Annotated in this window: 16 protein-coding genes and 1 pseudogene; 12 read left to right on the top strand and 5 right to left on the bottom strand. The window is 68.9% G+C overall.

Translation table 11 applies throughout. From position 1 onward, the window contains the following. Positions 1 to 50: 50 nt before the first annotated feature. The 7 genes from pyrR to pyrF are packed head-to-tail and all read left to right on the top strand — an operon-like array spanning position 51 to position 8,638. The gene (gene pyrR, locus ACJH7A_RS12590) at positions 51 to 623 is read left to right on the top strand and encodes a bifunctional pyr operon transcriptional regulator/uracil phosphoribosyltransferase PyrR (protein ID WP_020101634.1); all 573 of its coding nucleotides are present in this window, start codon (positions 51 to 53) and stop codon (positions 621 to 623) included. Next, complete coding sequence (locus tag ACJH7A_RS12585) at positions 620 to 1,573, top strand: aspartate carbamoyltransferase catalytic subunit (RefSeq protein WP_212811555.1); 954 nt, start codon at positions 620 to 622, stop codon at positions 1,571 to 1,573. The genes pyrR and ACJH7A_RS12585 overlap by 4 nt, the downstream gene beginning before the upstream one ends. Further along, positions 1,570 to 2,853, top strand: coding sequence for a dihydroorotase (locus tag ACJH7A_RS12580; RefSeq protein WP_212811554.1), 1,284 nt, complete (start codon positions 1,570 to 1,572; stop codon positions 2,851 to 2,853). Before ACJH7A_RS12585 ends, ACJH7A_RS12580 begins: the two co-directional genes overlap by 4 nt. Next, entirely contained in the window at positions 2,850 to 3,350 is a 501-nt protein-coding gene (locus ACJH7A_RS12575; protein ID WP_318984543.1) for a transporter, read from the top strand. The genes ACJH7A_RS12580 and ACJH7A_RS12575 overlap by 4 nt, the downstream gene beginning before the upstream one ends. Position 3,351: 1 nt before the next feature. Next, entirely contained in the window at positions 3,352 to 4,494 is a 1,143-nt protein-coding gene (carA, locus tag ACJH7A_RS12570) for a glutamine-hydrolyzing carbamoyl-phosphate synthase small subunit (RefSeq protein WP_318984544.1), read from the top strand. Further along, complete coding sequence (carB, locus tag ACJH7A_RS12565; RefSeq protein WP_212811551.1) at positions 4,494 to 7,835, top strand: carbamoyl-phosphate synthase large subunit; 3,342 nt, start codon at positions 4,494 to 4,496, stop codon at positions 7,833 to 7,835. The genes carA and carB overlap by 1 nt, the downstream gene beginning before the upstream one ends. After that, entirely contained in the window at positions 7,832 to 8,638 is an 807-nt protein-coding gene (pyrF, locus tag ACJH7A_RS12560) for an orotidine-5'-phosphate decarboxylase (RefSeq protein WP_212811550.1), read from the top strand. Before carB ends, pyrF begins: the two co-directional genes overlap by 4 nt. Here pyrF and ACJH7A_RS12555 read toward each other — a convergent pair. From ACJH7A_RS12555 to ACJH7A_RS12545, 3 genes are all read right to left on the bottom strand, one after another. Next, positions 8,626 to 9,663 carry a DUF2330 domain-containing protein gene (locus ACJH7A_RS12555; RefSeq protein ID WP_244872562.1) on the bottom strand — a complete coding sequence of 346 codons (1,038 nt, stop codon included), beginning with the start codon at positions 9,661 to 9,663 and terminating at the stop codon, positions 8,626 to 8,628. The two genes, pyrF and ACJH7A_RS12555, sit on opposite strands and share 13 nt — an antisense overlap. Positions 9,664 to 9,694: 31 nt before the next feature. Continuing rightward, positions 9,695 to 10,054 (bottom strand): hypothetical protein, encoded by a 360-nt coding sequence (locus ACJH7A_RS12550; RefSeq protein ID WP_212811548.1) that lies wholly within the window; start codon positions 10,052 to 10,054, stop codon positions 9,695 to 9,697. Positions 10,055 to 10,218: 164 nt separating this feature from the next. After that, positions 10,219 to 10,590 (bottom strand): hypothetical protein, encoded by a 372-nt coding sequence (locus ACJH7A_RS12545; protein ID WP_212811547.1) that lies wholly within the window; start codon positions 10,588 to 10,590, stop codon positions 10,219 to 10,221. Between the two features lie 757 nt (positions 10,591 to 11,347). On the opposite strand from ACJH7A_RS12545, the gene mihF reads away from it, so the two are divergent. The 5 genes from mihF to metK all read left to right on the top strand — a co-directional run bounded on the left by mihF (position 11,348) and on the right by metK (position 15,226). Beyond that, entirely contained in the window at positions 11,348 to 11,665 is a 318-nt protein-coding gene (gene mihF, locus ACJH7A_RS12540) for an integration host factor, actinobacterial type (protein ID WP_011894593.1), read from the top strand. 39 nt (positions 11,666 to 11,704) lie between these two features. Continuing rightward, entirely contained in the window at positions 11,705 to 12,259 is a 555-nt protein-coding gene (gmk, locus tag ACJH7A_RS12535; protein ID WP_212811546.1) for a guanylate kinase, read from the top strand. A 75-nt stretch (positions 12,260 to 12,334) separates the two neighbouring features. Further along, complete coding sequence (gene rpoZ, locus ACJH7A_RS12530) at positions 12,335 to 12,628, top strand: DNA-directed RNA polymerase subunit omega (protein WP_020101623.1); 294 nt, start codon at positions 12,335 to 12,337, stop codon at positions 12,626 to 12,628. 19 nt (positions 12,629 to 12,647) lie between these two features. Beyond that, entirely contained in the window at positions 12,648 to 13,907 is a 1,260-nt protein-coding gene (coaBC, locus tag ACJH7A_RS12525) for a bifunctional phosphopantothenoylcysteine decarboxylase/phosphopantothenate--cysteine ligase CoaBC (protein WP_212811545.1), read from the top strand. A gap of 110 nt (positions 13,908 to 14,017) precedes the next feature. Continuing rightward, a complete protein-coding gene (gene metK, locus ACJH7A_RS12520) occupies positions 14,018 to 15,226 on the top strand; it encodes a methionine adenosyltransferase (RefSeq protein WP_406802075.1) in 1,209 nt (402 codons plus the stop codon). Between the two features lie 51 nt (positions 15,227 to 15,277). On the opposite strand, the gene ACJH7A_RS12515 is transcribed toward metK, so the two are convergent. Both ACJH7A_RS12515 and ACJH7A_RS12510 read right to left on the bottom strand, forming a co-directional pair. Further along, on the bottom strand, positions 15,278 to 16,510 hold the full coding sequence (locus ACJH7A_RS12515; RefSeq protein ID WP_406802074.1) for an MFS transporter: 1,233 nt from the start codon (positions 16,508 to 16,510) through the stop codon (positions 15,278 to 15,280). After that, a pseudogene (locus tag ACJH7A_RS12510) lies at positions 16,510 to 17,373 on the bottom strand (PLP-dependent cysteine synthase family protein); the annotation flags it as partial. The gene ACJH7A_RS12515 and the pseudogene ACJH7A_RS12510, both read right to left, overlap by 1 nt. Between the last annotated feature and the right edge of the window lie 76 nt (positions 17,374 to 17,449).

Raw genomic sequence — 17,449 nt, 5'->3', positions numbered from 1 at the left:
CGTCCTTTAACGATCCGTCCAGAGAGGCGGAGAAGGAGGTCCGGTGTCTCGTGGGTGACTCCACCGACCGGGAATTGCTGTCCGCTGCCGACGTCGGCCGGACCATCTCGCGCATCGCGCACCAGATCATCGAAAAGACCGCGCTCGACGCGCCCGACGCCCCGCGCGTGGTGTTGCTCGGCATCCCGACGCGCGGCGTCACCCTGGCCGCCCGCATCGCCGAGAAGGTCAAGGAATTCTCCGGTGTCGAGCTGCCGGCCGGTGCGCTCGACATCACGCTCTACCGCGACGACCTGAACTTCAAACCGCCGCGGGCACTGGCCTCGACCTCGATTCCGGAGGGCGGCATCGACGACGCGACGGTGATCCTCGTCGACGACGTGCTGTACTCCGGCCGCTCGGTGCGCTCGGCTCTGGACGCGCTGCGCGACATCGGCCGCCCCCGCATGGTGCAGCTGGCGGTCCTCGTCGACCGCGGCCACCGCGAGCTGCCCATCCGCGCCGACTACGTCGGCAAGAACGTCCCGACGTCGCGCAGTGAGAACGTCAAGGTGCGGCTGTCGGAGACCGACGGCGGAGACGACCACGTCTCCATTGCCCCCTACGGAGGACCCACCAGGTGAAGCATCTGCTGTCCGCCTCGGACCTGAGCCGCGATGCGGCGACGGCCATCCTCGATGACGCCGACAAGTTCCGCGAAGCGCTGCTGGGCCGCGACGTCAAGAAACTCCCGACGTTGCGCGGCCGCACCGTCATCACGATGTTCTACGAGAACTCCACCCGTACCCGGGTGTCGTTCGAGGTGGCCGGCAAGTGGATGAGCGCCGACGTCATCAACGTCAGCGCCTCCGGCTCGTCGGTCGCCAAGGGGGAGTCGCTGCGCGACACCGCGCTGACCCTGCGCGCCGCGGGCGCCGATGCGCTGATCATCCGGCACCCGGCTTCCGGTGCGGCACAACAGCTTGCGGCGTGGACCCGTGAAGAGCACGGCGGGCCGTCGGTGATCAACGCGGGCGACGGCACGCATGAACACCCGACGCAGGCGCTGCTCGACGCGCTGACCATCCGCCAGCGCCTCGGCGGTCTCGAGGGCCGGCGCGTGGTGATCGTCGGCGACATCCTGCACAGCCGGGTGGCGCGCTCCAACGTCTCGCTGCTGTCGACGCTGGGCGCCGAGGTGGTGCTGGTGGCGCCGCCGACGCTGCTGCCGGTCGGGGTCACGGACTGGCCGGTGACCGTTTCGCACGACCTGGACGCCGAACTGCCGGCCGCCGACGCGGTCCTGATGCTGCGGGTGCAGGCCGAGCGGATGAACGGCGCGTTCTTCCCGTCGGCGCGCGAGTACTCGGTGCGCTACGGGCTGTCCGAGAAGCGCCTGGCCGGGTTGAGCGAGGACACGGTGGTGCTGCACCCCGGTCCGATGCTGCGCGGCATGGAGATCGCCTCTTCGGTCGCCGACTCTTCGCAATCAGCTGTACTGCAACAGGTTTCGAATGGGGTGCATGTTCGCATGGCAGTGCTGTTCCAGCTTCTCGTGGGTGCTGGGCCTGAAGGGGTGGGGGTGATCTCATGACGGTTTTGATTCGCGGGGTCCGGCTGTACGGCGAGGGTGATCCGGTCGACGTGTTGATCGCGGACGGCCAGATTGCCGAGATCGGTACCGGCCTGACCGCTGACGAGGTCATCGACGCCGCCGGCCAGATCATGCTGCCCGGCTTCGTCGACCTGCACACCCACCTGCGCGAGCCCGGCCGCGAGTACGCCGAGGACATCGAAACCGGTTCGGCGGCAGCCGCACTCGGCGGTTACACCGCGGTGTTCGCCATGGCCAACACCGATCCGGTCGCCGACACCGTCGTGGTCACCGACCACGTCTGGCACCGGGGACAGCAGGTCGGCCTGGTCGACGTGCACCCGGTCGGCGCCGTCACCGTCGGGCTCGAGGGCAAGCAGCTCACCGAGATGGGCCTCATGGCCGCCGGTGCCGGGCAGGTCCGGATGTTCTCCGACGACGGCATCTGCGTCGATGACCCGCTGGTGATGCGCCGGGCATTGGAATACGCTGCGGGACTTGGGGTTCTGATCGCGCAGCACGCCGAGGAGCCGCGCCTGACCGTGGGCGCCGTCGCCCACGAGGGCCCGAACGCCGCCCGGCTGGGACTGGCCGGCTGGCCGCGCTCGGCCGAGGAGTCCATCGTGGCCCGCGACGCGATCCTGGCCCGCGATGCCGGTGCCCGGGTGCACATCTGCCACGCCTCCACCGCGGGCACCGTCGAGCTGATCAAATGGGCCAAGGCGCAGGGTATTTCGATCACCGCCGAGGTCACCCCGCACCACCTGCTGCTCGACGACAGCCGGCTCGCGGACTACGACGGCCGTAACCGCGTCAACCCGCCGCTGCGCGAGGCCAGTGACGCCGAGGCGCTGCGGCAGGCGCTGGTCGATGGCGTGATCGACTGCGTCGCAACCGATCACGCGCCGCATGCGGAGCACGAGAAGATGTGCGAGTTCGCCCACGCCCGTCCCGGCATGCTCGGCCTGCAGACCGCGCTGTCGGTGGTGGTCGAGACCATGGTGGCGCCCGGACTGCTCAGCTGGCGCGACGTCGCCCGCGTGATGAGCGAGGCCCCGGCCGCCATCGTCGGCCTGCCCGACCAGGGTCGCCCGCTGGCGGTCGGCGAACCCGCCAACCTGACCGTGGTGGACCCCGACGCGACCTGGACGGTGCAGGGCACCGGCCTGGCCAGCCGCTCGGACAACACGCCGTACGAGTCGATGACGCTGCCCGCCACCGTCACGCTGACGATGCTGCGCGGCAAGGTGACCGCGCGGGATGGGGTCAGTCCGGCGTGAATACAGGGACTCTGATCACCTACCTGGTGCTGGCCGCCGTCGTGGTGGTGCTGCTGGGCTTCGCGATCCGGCAGATGCTCAAGGGCTGGGTGCACCGGGTGCAGCGGCAGGCCGGCGCCGTTGGCCTGCTGCCCGCGCTGCCCGACACCGTGGGACCGGCGATCGTGCCGGCCACCAAGGGCATGTACATCGGCAGCACCTTCGCGCCGAGCTGGCAGGACCGAATTGCGGTGGGCTCACTCGGGTTTCGCAGCAAGGCTGTGCTGACGCGCTACCCCGAGGGCATCATGCTGCAGCTCACGGGCGGCAGCCCGATCTGGATTCCCGACGAATCCATCACAGCGATCCGCACCGAGCGGGCCATCGCCGGCAAGGTGCTCACGTACGACGGGATTCTCGCCATCCGGTGGCGGCTGCCGTCGGGTACCGAAATCGATACCGGATTCCGCAGCGACGACCGTCGCGAACTGGCCAAATGGGTTGAGGGAGGACAGTAAAGTGCCCCAAGGACAGACACCGCGTGATCAGTCCGCGCTTCTCGTGCTGGAGGACGGCCGGGTGTTCACCGGGACACCGTTCGGCGCCGTGGGCCAGACGTTGGGTGAGGCGGTGTTCTCCACCGGCATGTCCGGCTACCAGGAGACGCTGACCGACCCGAGCTACCACCGGCAGATCGTGGTGGCCACCGCGCCGCAGATCGGCAACACCGGCTGGAACGGCGAGGACAACGAGAGCCGCGACGACAAGATCTGGGTCGCCGGCTACGTCGTCCGCGACCCGTCGCCGCGGGCGTCCAACTGGCGCGCCACCGGCACCCTCGACGACGAACTGGTGCGCCAGGGCATCGTCGGTGTGGCGGGCGTCGACACCCGCGCCATCGTGCGGCACCTGCGCAACTTCGGGTCGATGAAGGCCGGTGTCTTCTCCGGCCCGGCCCTGGCCGACATCGACACCCTGGTGGACCGCGTCCGCAACCAGCCGTCGATGCTGGGTGCCGACCTGGCCGGCGAGGTCAGTACTGGCGACCGCTACGTCGTCGAACCCGTTGGTGCGGAGCGCTTCTCGATCGCGGCCATCGACCTCGGGATCAAGACCAACACCCCGCGCAACTTCGCGGCCCGCGGCATCCGCAGCCACGTGCTGCCGTCGTCGGTGACGTTCGACGAGGTCGCCGCCCTCAAGGTCGACGGGGTGTTCCTGTCCAACGGCCCGGGTGACCCGGCCACCGCCGACCACATGGTCGAGTTCACCCAGCAGGTGCTCTCGGCCGGAATCCCGTTGTTCGGCATCTGCTTCGGCAACCAGATTCTGGGCCGTGCGCTCGGTCGCTCGACCTACAAGATGACCTTCGGCCACCGCGGTATCAACATCCCGGTGGTGGAGCAGGCCACCGGACGCATCGCGATCACCGCGCAGAACCACGGCTTCGCGCTGGAAGGCGAGGCCGGGGAAGAGTTCGACACCCCGTTCGGCCGCGCCGTGGTCAGTCACACCTGCGCCAACGACGGTGTGGTGGAAGGTGTTTCGCTGCTCGACGGGCGCGCCTTCTCGGTGCAGTACCACCCGGAGGCAGCGGCCGGTCCGCACGATGCCGAGTACCTGTTCGACAAGTTCGCCGATCTCATGGCAGGGGAGAAGTAATGCCACGCCGCTCAGACCTCAACCACGTCCTGGTGATCGGGTCCGGCCCGATCGTCATCGGCCAGGCCTGCGAGTTCGACTACTCGGGCACCCAGGCCTGTCGCGTGCTGCGCGCCGAAGGACTGCAGGTCAGCCTGATCAACTCCAACCCGGCGACGATCATGACCGACCCGGAGTACGCCGACAACACCTACGTCGAGCCCATCACCCCGGCATTCGTCGAGAAGATTTTTGCGCAGCAGGCTGAGCGTGGAAACAAGATCGACGCGGTGCTCGCCACCCTCGGCGGGCAGACCGCGCTCAACACCGCGGTCGCGTTGCACGAGAACGGCGTCCTCGAGAAGTACGGCGTCGAGATGATCGGCGCGGACTTCGATGCCATCCAGCGCGGCGAGGACCGGCAGAAGTTCAAGGACATCGTCGCCAAGGTCGGTGGCGAATCCGCCCGCAGCCGCGTCTGTTTCACCATGGACGAGGTCCGCGAGACCGTCGCCGACCTCGGCCTGCCGGTCGTGGTCCGGCCGTCCTTCACCATGGGCGGCCTGGGTTCGGGGATGGCCTACACCAACGAGGACGTCGAGCGGATGGCCGGCGACGGCCTGGCCGCATCGCCTTCCGCCAATGTGCTGATCGAGGAATCGATCTACGGCTGGAAGGAATACGAGCTCGAGCTGATGCGCGATCACCACGACAACGTCGTGATCGTCTGCTCGATCGAGAACTTCGATCCGATGGGCGTGCACACCGGTGACTCGGTGACCGTCGCGCCGGCCATGACCCTGACCGACCGCGAGTACCAGATCATGCGTGACCTCGGCATCGCGATCCTGCGCGAGGTCGGCGTCGACACCGGTGGCTGCAACATCCAGTTCGCCATCAACCCGGCCGACGGCCGCCTCATCGTCATCGAGATGAACCCGCGTGTATCGCGCTCGAGCGCATTGGCTTCCAAGGCAACGGGTTTCCCGATCGCCAAGATCGCCGCGAAGCTGGCCATCGGCTACACGCTGGATGAGATCGTCAACGACATCACCAAGGAAACCCCGGCCTGTTTCGAGCCGACCCTGGACTACGTCGTCGTCAAGGCACCGCGGTTCGCCTTCGAGAAGTTCCCCGGCGCCGACCAGACGCTGACCACCACCATGAAGTCGGTGGGCGAGGCGATGTCCTTGGGCCGCAACTTCATCGAGGCGCTCGGCAAGGTGATGCGGTCGCTGGAGACCAAGCGCGCCGGGTTCTGGACCGGAACCGATCCCGACAAGACGCTCGACGAACTGCTCACCGGACTGCGCACCGCGACCGACGGCCGGCTGTACGACATCGAACAGGCGCTGCGCCTTGGTGGTTCGGTCGAGGTCGTCGCCGAGGCCTCGGGTGTGGACCCGTGGTTCGTCGACCAGATCGCCACCCTGGTGGCGCTGCGCGGCGAACTCGTCGACGCGCCCGTGCTCAACGAGCGTCTGCTGCGCCGCGCCAAGCACAGCGGCCTGTCCGACCGCCAGATCGCCGCGCTGCGACCGGAATTGGCGGGCGAGGCCGGTGTGCGCGCGCTGCGTGAGCGGCTCGGCATCCGGCCGGTGTACAAGACCGTCGACACCTGCGCGGCCGAGTTCGACGCCAAGACGCCGTACCACTACAGCAGCTACGAGCTGGACCCGGCGGCCGAGACGGAGGTGGCGCCGCAGACCGAGAAGCCCAAGGTGCTGATCCTGGGCTCGGGCCCCAACCGCATCGGGCAGGGCATCGAGTTCGACTACAGCTGCGTGCACGCGGCAACCACGTTGAGCCAGGCCGGTTTCGAGACCGTCATGGTGAACTGCAACCCGGAGACGGTCTCGACCGACTACGACACCGCGGACCGGCTGTACTTCGAGCCGCTCACCTTCGAGGATGTGCTCGAGGTCTACCACGCCGAGCAGGCCTCCGGCGCCGGTGGCCCGGGTGTGGTCGGCGTGATCGTGCAGCTCGGTGGCCAGACCCCGCTGGGCCTGGCCGACCGGCTGGAGAAGGCCGGGGTGCCCGTCGTCGGCACCAGCCCCAAGGCCATCGACCTGGCCGAGGACCGCGGCGAGTTCGGTGAGGTGCTGCGCGCGGCCGGGTTGCCGGCTCCGCGCTTCGGCACCGCAACGAGTTTCGAGCAGGCCCGCCGGATCGCCTCCGACATCGGCTACCCGGTGCTGGTGCGCCCGTCGTACGTGCTGGGCGGCCGCGGCATGGAGATCGTCTACGACGAGCAGACCCTGCAGGGCTACATCGAGCGGGCCACCGAACTCTCGCCCGAGCACCCCGTGCTGGTCGACCGGTTCCTGGAAGACGCCATCGAGATCGACGTCGACGCGCTGTGCGACGGCACCGAGGTCTACATCGGCGGCGTGATGGAGCACATCGAGGAAGCCGGCATCCACTCCGGCGACTCGGCCTGTGCGCTGCCGCCGGTCACGTTGGGCCGCACCGACATCGCGGCCGTGCGCAAGGCCACCGAGGCCATCGCCCACGGCATCGGCGTGGTCGGTCTGCTGAACGTGCAGTACGCGCTCAAGGACGACGTGCTCTACGTCCTGGAGGCCAACCCGCGCGCCAGCCGCACGGTGCCCTTCGTGTCGAAGGCCACCGCGGTGCCGCTGGCCAAGGCCTGCGCCCGGGTCATGCTGGGCGCCACCATCGCCGAGCTGCGGGCCGAGGGCATCCTGGCCGCCGAGGGCGACGGCGCCAGCGTCGCGCCCAACGCGCCGATCGCGGTGAAGGAAGCCGTCCTGCCGTTCCACCGGTTCCGCAAAGCCGATGGCTCGCAGGTGGATTCGCTGCTCGGGCCGGAGATGAAGTCGACCGGCGAGGTCATGGGTATCGACAGCGATTTCGGTACCGCGTTCGCCAAGAGCCAGACCGCAGCCTACGGCTCGCTGCCTTCGGGCGGCACGGTGTTCGTGTCGGTGGCCAACCGCGACAAGCGCTCGCTGGTGTTCCCGGTCAAGCGTCTGGCCGACCTCGGCTTCCGGGTGCTGGCCACCGAGGGCACCGCGGAGATGCTGCGCCGCAACGGCATTCCGTGCGAGGTTGTGCGCAAGAACTTCGAAGAGCCCAGCCCGGACCGTCCGGCGATGTCGGCGGTCGACGCCATCAAGGCCGGCGAGGTCGACATGGTGATCAACACGCCGTACGGCAACTCGGGTCCGCGCATCGACGGCTACGAGATTCGCTCGGCCGCGGTGTCGGCCAGCATCCCGTGTGTGACGACGGTGCAGGGCGCGTCGGCCGCGGTGCAGGGCATCGAGGCCGGTATCCGCGGGGACATCGGCGTGCGGTCGCTGCAGGAGCTGCACAGCCAGTTGGGCGCGAAGTGAGCTTCGGCTCGCGGTTGCGGGCCGCCATGGCACAGCGGGGTCCGCTGTGCCTGGGCATCGACCCGCACCCCGAGCTCCTGAGCGCCTGGGGTCTGCCGGTGTCGGCCGACGGTGTCGCGGCGTTCAGTGACATCTGCGTCGAGGCGTTCGCGGGCTTCGCGATCGTCAAGCCGCAGGTCGCGTTCTTCGAGGCCTACGGTTCGGCGGGCTTCGTCGTGCTGGAACGGACCATCGCCCGGCTGCGGGAGGCCGGTGTCCTGGTACTGGCCGACGCCAAGCGCGGTGACATCGGCTCGACCATGGCCGCCTACGCGCAGGCGTGGGCAGGCGATTCGCCGCTGGCTGCCGACGCGGTGACGGCGTCGCCGTACCTCGGCTTCGGCTCGCTGCAGCCGCTGCTCGATGTCGCGGCCGCCCACGGCCGCGGGGTGTTCGTGCTGGCCGCCACGTCCAATCCGGAGGGTGCGTCGGTGCAGCGCGCGGTGGCGGGCGAGCGCACCGTGGCGCAGACGATCGTCGACGACGTCGCCGCGGTGAATGCCGCGGGCGACGGCTCGGTCGGTGTCGTCGTCGGCGCCACGCTGTCCGAGGTCCCCGATCTGTCGCAGCTCGGCGGACCGGTGCTGATGCCCGGCGTCGGCGCGCAGGGCGGTCGCCCGGACGCGCTGGCCGGTCTCGGCGGCGCTCAGCCGGGAACCCTGCTCCCGGCGGTGTCGCGTGAGGTGCTGCGGGCCGGGCCGGACGTCGCGGCCGTGCGGGCCGCGGGGGAGAAGCTCCGCGACGCTGTGGCCTATCTGGCCTGACGCCGGCGGCGCCACCAGAGCACCGCGACCAGCGCCGCGGCGCCGAGTGCGGCGGCGATCAGCGCCATGCCCGTGACGTCGCCGTGGTTGCGGGTCCGGTAGATGACCTGTGCGTAGTCGGCATCGGTCGTCGCACGCGTGAACGTGTAGTCGCCGTCGATGCGCTTCGGCTCATCGAGGTAGTCGGTCCACCTGGTCAGATAGCGACCCCGATACTCGGCGAGCGCCGGTGTGTCGACGCGTCCGGCGTACTGCAGCGTCGGCGCGTTGCCGGGCACGGGCACCGCGCGGGGATCCATCCGGTGGTCGGCCAGCACGTACAGATCGACCCGCTGCGGCGCCGTCGCCGACCGGGACAGCCGCATCGGGTAGACGGCGGTGTCCGAGGCGAACGACAGCCGCAGGGGCTGCAAGTTCCCCGACAATGTCGCGCCGGCGGCATCGGGGGCGAGCTGGACCGCGACGATCTCCCAGCGGTCCGCGACGTACGGGGCCAGGTTGGCATCGAGGCCGTCGGGGTGAGGGAAGCCCTTGGCTGTCAGCCACCCGGCCAGGGCCGCGGGGTCGTCGCCGGCCAGGCGCGTGACGTCGAACGGGCCGATCCGCTGATTGCCCAGCACGCTGACGCTGCCGGGACGCGCACCCGCGCTCTCGAGCGCGCCCCGTGAACCCCCGGTGAGCCAGTCGAAGGTGGGCCACCAGCTGTCCCGGTATTCGGTCCGCGGCGCGGTGATACGCGCCAGCTCGGTGAACACTCCCGCATCGCCCAACGTGACACGCGCGGCCGTCGGCACGGGCATCACCCACGCGGCCCGATCCGAGGCGCCGCGCACCCCGAACGACATCAGGATGTCCTCGGTGCTGCCATCCCAGGCGATCAGGGCCCGCTCGTCGACGACGGCGGCGCCGGCGCGGTCCGGAATGTAGGCACCGCAACCGCAGGCCCATGCCGGCGCCGCGATGTTCGCCGTCAGGGTGGCGAACATCAGGATCAGGACGCACAGGAACCGGTACGCGACAGCCATCGGCATGAACGTACCGGCCGTGCACCTCAGGTCACAGCGGAATCCAGATCGGGCCGAGCCAGAAGCCCCACGCACTGAATCGCGGCTCGAACACCGGGTTCACCCATTGACCGTTGTAGCTGAACGGCTGGTGGTCGAACCGGCCGTCATCGATGCCGCGGCCACGCCAGTCCCGGCCGCGATCGTCGCGCCAGCCGTCCCGGTCCTGGTGCCAGTCGACGCCGCGCTGCCAGCCGCCACGGTCGTCGCGGTGGTCATCGTGGCCCCAGCATGGTGCGCCCGGCCCGCACCACGGGTCGGCACTCGCTGTCGCCAGCCCGATGCCGAACAGTCCGGCGGCGCCGATGCCGGCTGCCAGGGTGGATGCGGTAACTGCCTGCTTGATCTTCATACCGCTGACGCTATGGCGGTTCGATGGGCGTGCAATTAGCTGTACTTAGGTGTTTGCTGTGCGTGCGTGGGAGCCGGTTTCGCGCGCTGCCTGGAAGACGACGAGACGGCCCACCACGGGACGTGGCGGGCCGTCTCGTGGTGGGCACGATCAGCGGGTGGCGATCACAGCGGAATCCAGATCGGGCCGAGCCAGAAGCCCCACGCGTTGTGGCCGTTGTCCCACACCGGGTTCACCCACTGGCCGTTGTAGTCGAACGGCTGGTGGTCGAAGCGGGCGTCGTCGATGCCGCGGTGCTGCCAGTCGCGGCCCTGGTTGTCGTGCCAGTTGTCGTCACGGCCGACCGGCGCCGCCGGGCCACGGTTGTCACCCGGGCCCCGGTTGTCACCCGGTCCGCGGTTGTCGTGCTGGCCGCACGGCGCGTTCGGCGGGCAGCCCGGGTCGGCGTTCGCGCCGGCCAGGCCGACGCCGAACAGCCCGGCGACGCCGATGCCGGCTGCCAGGGTGGATGCGGTCAACGCTCGTTTGAGGTTCATCGTTGCTCAGTCCTCCTCGTGATGGGTTCGCCATTGAAGTTAGGACCGCCTAATGTGCGCTCACTTTGGCGTCGTTAGGTGTGTGCTGTGTATGCCGCAACGGTTCGGTCACCCGGCGCTGATCGTTGGCTGTGGGGAAGGCGTCCATCTGGGAAGACGTTGGGCGGGAAACGGTTTCGTCGCAAACCGACCGTCGGGGCGTTGTGTGGCGGGCCGGTCGAGTCGGTTGTCCGCGCCGCGCCTGAGTTTGCGGAGGTTGCGTGGTGGCGCTCATCCGTGTTTCACCGGCCGCGCCGGAGGGTGCTGAAGCGGCCGTCCAACCGGCAAAAAGCCCTCGATTTGGGCGGTTCAACCGCCCAAATCGGCCTCCGGGCGCGCGGGCGGTGCACCGACCGGTTCGGCCCGCCACCGACACGCCCGACACGCCGTGACCTGCGAAAATTTTCCTGACAAACCCCGGATGGCGGCCCGAAAATCGGCCGGGCGCGGTACCGGCCGCGCGGCGGTCATCCCACTGAGTGCTCAAAACCCTTGATACGCAGGCAGATCTGTGGCGAAGATGCCCCGAAACGGGTCTTGCCGAGCTTGCACTTCGCGGCCACCCGGAGCCGCCGTTCGCACTACACGCTGGGGTTTTAGCTTCGTTACCCGGGGGGTGGGGTTAGCGCTTGTCGGGAAGCGTGGGTACGGTCGTCGTCGCTGGCTGGTTCACCCCAGCCGTGACAGAAATTATTTGACGGAGAATCGGAGGAACCCCGTGGCCCTTCCCCAGTTGACCGACGAACAGCGCGCGGCAGCGTTGGAGAAGGCTGCTGCCGCACGTCGAGCACGTGCCGAGTTGAAAGACCGGCTCAAGCGCGGCGGCACCAACCTCAAGCAGGTCCTGACGGACGCCGAGACCGACGAGGTCCTCGGCAAGATGAAGGTTTCCGCTCTGCTGGAAGCTCTGCCCAAGGTCGGCAAGGTCAAGGCTCAGGAGATCATGACCGAGCTGGAGATCGCTCCGACACGCCGTCTGCGCGGCCTGGGCGACCGTCAGCGCAAGGCCCTGCTGGAAAAGTTCGACTTTTCCTGATCTGACGCAAGACTGACGAGCAGTAGGGGCCGGACGGCGATGAACCGTGTTGTTGTGCTGTCCGGCCCCTCTGCCGTGGGCAAATCCACGGTCGTGCGCTGCCTGCGTGAGCGGGTGCCCGACCTGCATTTCAGTGTCTCCGCCACGACGCGTGCACCGCGTCGGGGCGAGGTCGACGGTGTCGACTACACATTCGTCTCGGCCGACGAGTTCCAGCGCCTCATCGATGACGGCGAGCTGCTCGAATGGGCCGAAATCCACGGGGGACTGCAGCGCTCCGGCACCCCCGCCCGTCCGGTCCGGGAAGCCATCGCCGCAGGTCGGCCCGTCCTCATCGAGGTCGATCTGGCCGGTGCCCGGGCCGTCAAAGAAGCCATGCCCGAGGTGCTGACGGTGTTCCTCGCGCCACCCAGTTGGGAGGCGCTGGAGAGCCGGCTCATCGGCCGCGGCACCGAGAGTGCCGAGGTGCAGGCCCGTCGCCTGGATACCGCGCGGGCCGAACTGGCCGCTCAGGACAGTTTCGATGTGACTGTTGTGAACAGTCAGTTGGAATCCGCCTGTGCAGAATTGGTATCCTTGCTGGTGGGCCGCTGAGCGGTCTGCGCCTTACCGCACAGATATCGCTGATAGCGACACCAATCTTCACACCGAACGCCGGGAGAATCCTTCGTGAGCACCACTGTCGAGAGCATCGACTCCGACGCCGCCATCGCCTACGACACGCCGCTGGGTATCACCAACCCGCCGATCGACGAGCTGCTGGATCGGGTGTCGAGCAAGTACGCGCTGGTCATCTACGCCGCGAAGCGGGCGCGCCAGATCAACGACTACTACAACCAGCTCGGTGACGGCATCCTCGAGTACGTCGGCCCGCTGGTCGAGCCGGGCCTGCAGGAGAAGCCGCTGTCGATCGCCATGCGCGAGATCCACGGCGACCTGCTCGAGCACACCGAGGGCGAGTAAGGCCGCGTAGGCGCCGGACATGGCCGACCGCAAACGCATCGTCGTCGGAGTCGCCGGAGGTATCGCCGCCTACAAGGCGTGCACCCTGGTTCGTCAGCTGAGCGAGGCCGGGCATTCGGTCCGTGTCGTGCCGACCGAGTCGGCGCTCAAGTTCGTCGGCGCCGCCACGTTTGAAGCACTGTCCGGCAATCCCGTGCACACGGGAGTGTTCGAGGACGTCTCCGAGGTGCCGCACGTCCGGTTCGGCCAGCAGGCCGACCTGGTCGTGGTCGCACCGGCGACCGCTGACCTGATGGCGCGCGCGGTGGCGGGGCGCGGCGACGATCTGCTCACGGCCACGCTGCTCACCGCGCGCTGTCCGGTGCTGTTCGCCCCGGCGATGCACACCGAGATGTGGATGCACCCGGCCACCGTCGACAACGTCGCGACATTGCGGCGTCGGGGCGTCGTCGTGCTGGACCCGGCCTCAGGGCGTCTCACCGGCGCCGACAGCGGTGCCGGACGGCTGCCTGAGGCCGAAGAAATCACCACGTTCGCCCAGCTGCTCCTGGAGCGCGGCGACGCGCTGCCCCGCGACCTGGCCGGCGTCAAGGTCGTCGTCACCGCGGGCGGAACCCGCGAGGCCATCGATCCGGTGCGCTTCATCGGCAACCGCAGCTCCGGCAAGCAGGGCTACGCCGTCGCACGCGTGATGGCCCAGCGCGGCGCCGAGGTCACCCTGATCGCCGGCAACACCGTCGGCCTGGCCGACCCGGCGGGCGTCGACGTCGTGCACATCAGCTCGGCAGCCCAGCTGCGGGACGCGGTGTTCAAGTACGTGTCCGACGCGCACGTCCTCGTGATGGCCGCCGCGGTCGCGGACTTCCGTCCCACCGAGGTAGCGACCACCAAGATCAAAAAGACGCACGGCCCCGGCGAAACCGACGGCGCCCCCGTCATCGAACTGACCCGGACCGACGACATCCTCGCCGGCGCGGTGCGCGCCCGCACCGACGGTCAGCTGCCGAACCTGCGCGCCATCGTCGGATTCGCCGCCGAGACCGGCGATGCCAACGGCGACGTGCTGTTCCACGCCCGGGCGAAGCTGCAGCGCAAGGGCTGTGACCTGCTGGTTGTCAACGCGGTGGGGAACGGCAGGGCCTTCGAGGTCGACGTCAACGACGGTTGGTTGCTGGCGGCGGACGGAGCCGAGTCGGCGCTGGAGCACGGGTCCAAGACCTTGATGGCCAGTCGCATCGCCGATGCGATCACGGCTTTCCTGCGCGGCAAGGACGAATGAACATCGCCTGACCGCACCGCGGGACGGGTTTGCTGTGCAGGGGTACACGACAGTTGTTGGCCGGGCGTGGATATTATGCGCGGACTAAAGTTTTGGAAGGGATTTGCGACGTGAGTGAAGGTCGGCTGTTTACCAGCGAGTCAGTGACCGAAGGACATCCGGACAAGATCTGCGACGCCATCAGCGATTCGGTGCTGGACGCGCTGCTCGCGCAGGATCCCAAGTCGCGGGTTGCGGTGGAGACCCTGGTGACCACGGGTCAGGTGCACGTCGTGGGCGAGGTGACCACCAGCGCCAAGGAGGCGTTTGCCGACATCCCGCTGATCGTCCGGGACCGGATCCGCCAGATCGGTTACGACCACTCCGACAAGGGCTTCGACTACGCCACCTGTGGTGTGAACATCGGCATCGGCGCGCAGTCCCCGGACATCGCCGCGGGCGTCGACACCGCCCACGAGGCGCGCGTCGAGGGTGCCGGCGACCCGCTGGACGCCCAGGGCGCCGGCGACCAGGGCCTGATGTTCGGCTACGCCATCAACGACACCCCCGAGCTGATGCCGCTGCCCATCGCGCTGGCGCACCGGCTGTCGCGGCGCCTCACCGAGGTCCGCAAGAACGAGACGGTCGACTACCTGCGGCCCGACGGCAAGACCCAGGTCACCATCGAGTACCGCGACAACGTCCCGGTCCGCCTGGACACCGTGGTGCTGTCGACGCAGCACGCCGAGGGCGTCGACCTGGACAAGACCCTGGCGCCGGACATCCGCCGCCACGTCGTCGAGACCGTGCTGGCCGACCTGGCCCACGACACCATGGACACCTCCGACTTCCGGCTGCTGGTCAACCCGACCGGCAACTTCGTCGTCGGCGGCCCGATGGGTGACGCCGGTCTGACCGGCCGCAAGATCATCGTCGACACCTACGGCGGCTGGGCCCGCCACGGCGGCGGCGCCTTCTCGGGCAAGGACCCGTCAAAGGTGGACCGCAGCGCGGCGTACGCGATGCGCTGGGTGGCCAAGAACGTCGTTGCCGCCGGCCTGGCCGACCGCGTCGAGGTCCAGGTCGCCTACGCCATCGGCAAGGCCGCCCCGGTGGGCCTGTTCGTCGAGACCTTCGGCACCGAGCACTTCGACCCGGCCCGCATCGAGAAGGCCATCACCTCGGTCTTCGACCTGCGTCCCGGCGCGATCATCCGCGACCTGGACCTGCTGCGCCCGATCTACGCGCCGACCGCCGCCTACGGCCACTTCGGCCGCACCGACATCGAACTGCCGTGGGAGCAGCTGGACAAGGTCGACGACCTGAAGGCTTCGGTCTAGTCTTTCCGCGCAACACAAATGCCCCCGCACTGCGGGGGCATTTGTGTTTGATCAGGCGACCGGCTGTGGCTCCAGTCGACGGCTCCGGTACAGCGCCAGGGCGACCAGCAGGCTGATCACCGTGAGCGACAGCCAGATCAGCTCGGGCCGGCCGGCATGACGCGCAGTCTCCATCAGGGCACCTGTGGCGAGATTGCCCACCAGAATGCCGATCCCGACGATGGTGTTGTAGAAGCCGTAGTACGTCGCCACCAGCCGCTCGCCGGCCAGGGACACCACGGTGTCCATCTCGAACGGATAGACCGCGGCCGAGCCGACGGCCAGCAGCACGGCCGTCAGCAACAGCGCCGCCACCGCGGCCGGCAGACCCCACCGGTCATCGGGCACCACGATCAGCGGGACGAACGCCGCCGCGAGCACCAGCACGCCGATGGTCAGCGACTGGACGCGGCCGTAGCGTGCCGTGAACCAGGCCGTGATGCGGATCTGGCCGCCGATGGCCACCAGCCCCGACACCGCGAAAACTGCCGCAACGATGGCCGATTCGGTGTGCGGCGACAGCACGGCGGCGTGCAGCGGCAACGCCAGGTACACCTGGAACGTCACCACGTAGGTGCCCACCATCGACGCCGCGAACAACAGGAAGGGGCGGTTGGCCAGCACGGTGCGCCAGTCGTGCAGGACCGAGACCCGTTCGGCGACAGCGTGATCGGCGTGGTCCTTCGGCAGTGCGAACAGCTGCGCGATGGTCAGCACCGCGAACACCACGGCCGCCATGCCCGCCGTCACCCGGAAGTCCAGCGCCATCAGGGCCAGGCCCACCAGCGGGCCGGCGAGGATGCCGCCCTGATAGAAGACGTTGAACACCGTGAACGCCGCCACCCGCCGGTCGCCGGAGTCCGCGGCCAGGTAGGCCCGCACCGCCGGGTTGAACAGTGCCCCCGCGAAACCGGTTGCCGCCGAGGCGATCAGCAGCACCGGGAGGGACTGTGCCACCGCCAGCAAGCCGAATGCGGCTGTCCGCAACAGGCAGCCCGCCACGATCAGCGGCTTGTAGCCCAGCCGGTCGGCCAGCGTCCCGCCGACGATGAACATGCCCTGCTGCGAGAAGTTCCGTACCCCGAGCACCAGCCCGACGGCCCAGCCGGCCAGGCCGAGCGGGCCGGCCAGGTACCCGGCCAGATACGGCATCAGCATGTAGAAGCCGAGATTGATGCCGAACTGGTTGAGCATCAGCACCCGGCTGGGCCAGCCGAAGCTGCGGAACTGGGTGAGCACCTGCATCACAGTGCCGCCGCGTCGGGCCTACGCACCGTGGTGCACCGGGTCCAGGAATCCACCACGCGCTCGGTGTGGTCGGCGATCGCCGCGGGCTCGGCGGGCGGCTCGATGCCGAGCAGGCCGTGCTGGCGGCAGTAGTCGTCGTTGTAGACGGTGTCGAAATACCGTTGCGGCCCATCGGGAAAGATGGCGGCGATGGTGGCGTCCGCGTCGTGGTGGCGCGCCGCCCAACCGGCGACCAGTGCCACCGCGCCGCCGCTCCAGCCGCTGCTGGCGTAGCTGGTCGAGGCCAGCGCCCGGCACGCCCACACGGCTTCGGCGGGTGCCACCCAGTGCACTTCGGAGAACGCGTCGTAGTCGACGTTGTCCGGATAGATGCTCGACCCCAGGCCGCGCATCAGCCGGCTCTGCGCGGGCTGGCCGAAGATCGTCGACCCGATGGTGTCGACGCCGATCAGCTTCAAGCCTGGATTGAACTCGCGCAACACTTTTGCCACCCCGGCCGAATGCCCGCCGGTGCCGACCGAGCACACCAGGACGTCGACGGTGCCCAGCTGCGACTGCAATTCGAGCGCGAGGTCGCGGTACGCGTCGACGTTGTCGGGGTTGTTGTACTGGTCGGGGTACCAGGCGGTGGGGTCGCCGGCCAGGATCTGGGCAACCCGGTCGCGCCGGGCCTGCTGCCAGCCGCCGGTCGGGTGCGGCTCGGTGACCAGGTCGATGTCGGCGCCATATGCGGCCAGCATGCGCAGCATCATCGGTTCCATGCCCGGATCGGTCACCAGCGTGACCGGGTGCCCGTACACGGTGCCGGCCAGGGCGAGGCCGAGTCCGAGTGTGCCGCTGGTGGATTCGACGATCCGGGTGTCGCCTGCCATGAGGATGGGACCAGTGTGACCTGATTTTTGCCAGGGTGATGGGACCACCTGGATTGCCAGTTAT

Source organism: Mycobacterium sp. SMC-17 (assembly GCF_045310915.1).
Lineage (GTDB): Bacteria > Actinomycetota > Actinomycetes > Mycobacteriales > Mycobacteriaceae > Mycobacterium.
This window is presented reverse-complemented; position numbering and strand designations above follow the sequence as displayed.

Excerpts from the sequence above, each read along its gene's own strand:
- ACJH7A_RS12550 (WP_212811548.1), bottom strand. The coding sequence starts at position 10,054 with ATGAAGATCAAGCAGGCAGTTACCGCATCCACCCTGGCAGCCGGCATC.
- carB (WP_212811551.1), top strand. The coding sequence starts at position 4,494 with ATGCCACGCCGCTCAGACCTCAACCACGTCCTGGTGATCGGGTCCGGC.
- ACJH7A_RS12545 (WP_212811547.1), bottom strand. The coding sequence starts at position 10,590 with ATGAACCTCAAACGAGCGTTGACCGCATCCACCCTGGCAGCCGGCATC.
- gmk (WP_212811546.1), top strand. The coding sequence starts at position 11,705 with ATGAACCGTGTTGTTGTGCTGTCCGGCCCCTCTGCCGTGGGCAAATCC.
- ACJH7A_RS12555 (WP_244872562.1), bottom strand. The coding sequence starts at position 9,663 with ATGGCTGTCGCGTACCGGTTCCTGTGCGTCCTGATCCTGATGTTCGCC.
- ACJH7A_RS12515 (WP_406802074.1), bottom strand. The coding sequence starts at position 16,510 with ATGCAGGTGCTCACCCAGTTCCGCAGCTTCGGCTGGCCCAGCCGGGTG.
- ACJH7A_RS12580 (WP_212811554.1), top strand. The coding sequence starts at position 1,570 with ATGACGGTTTTGATTCGCGGGGTCCGGCTGTACGGCGAGGGTGATCCG.
- coaBC (WP_212811545.1), top strand. The coding sequence starts at position 12,648 with ATGGCCGACCGCAAACGCATCGTCGTCGGAGTCGCCGGAGGTATCGCC.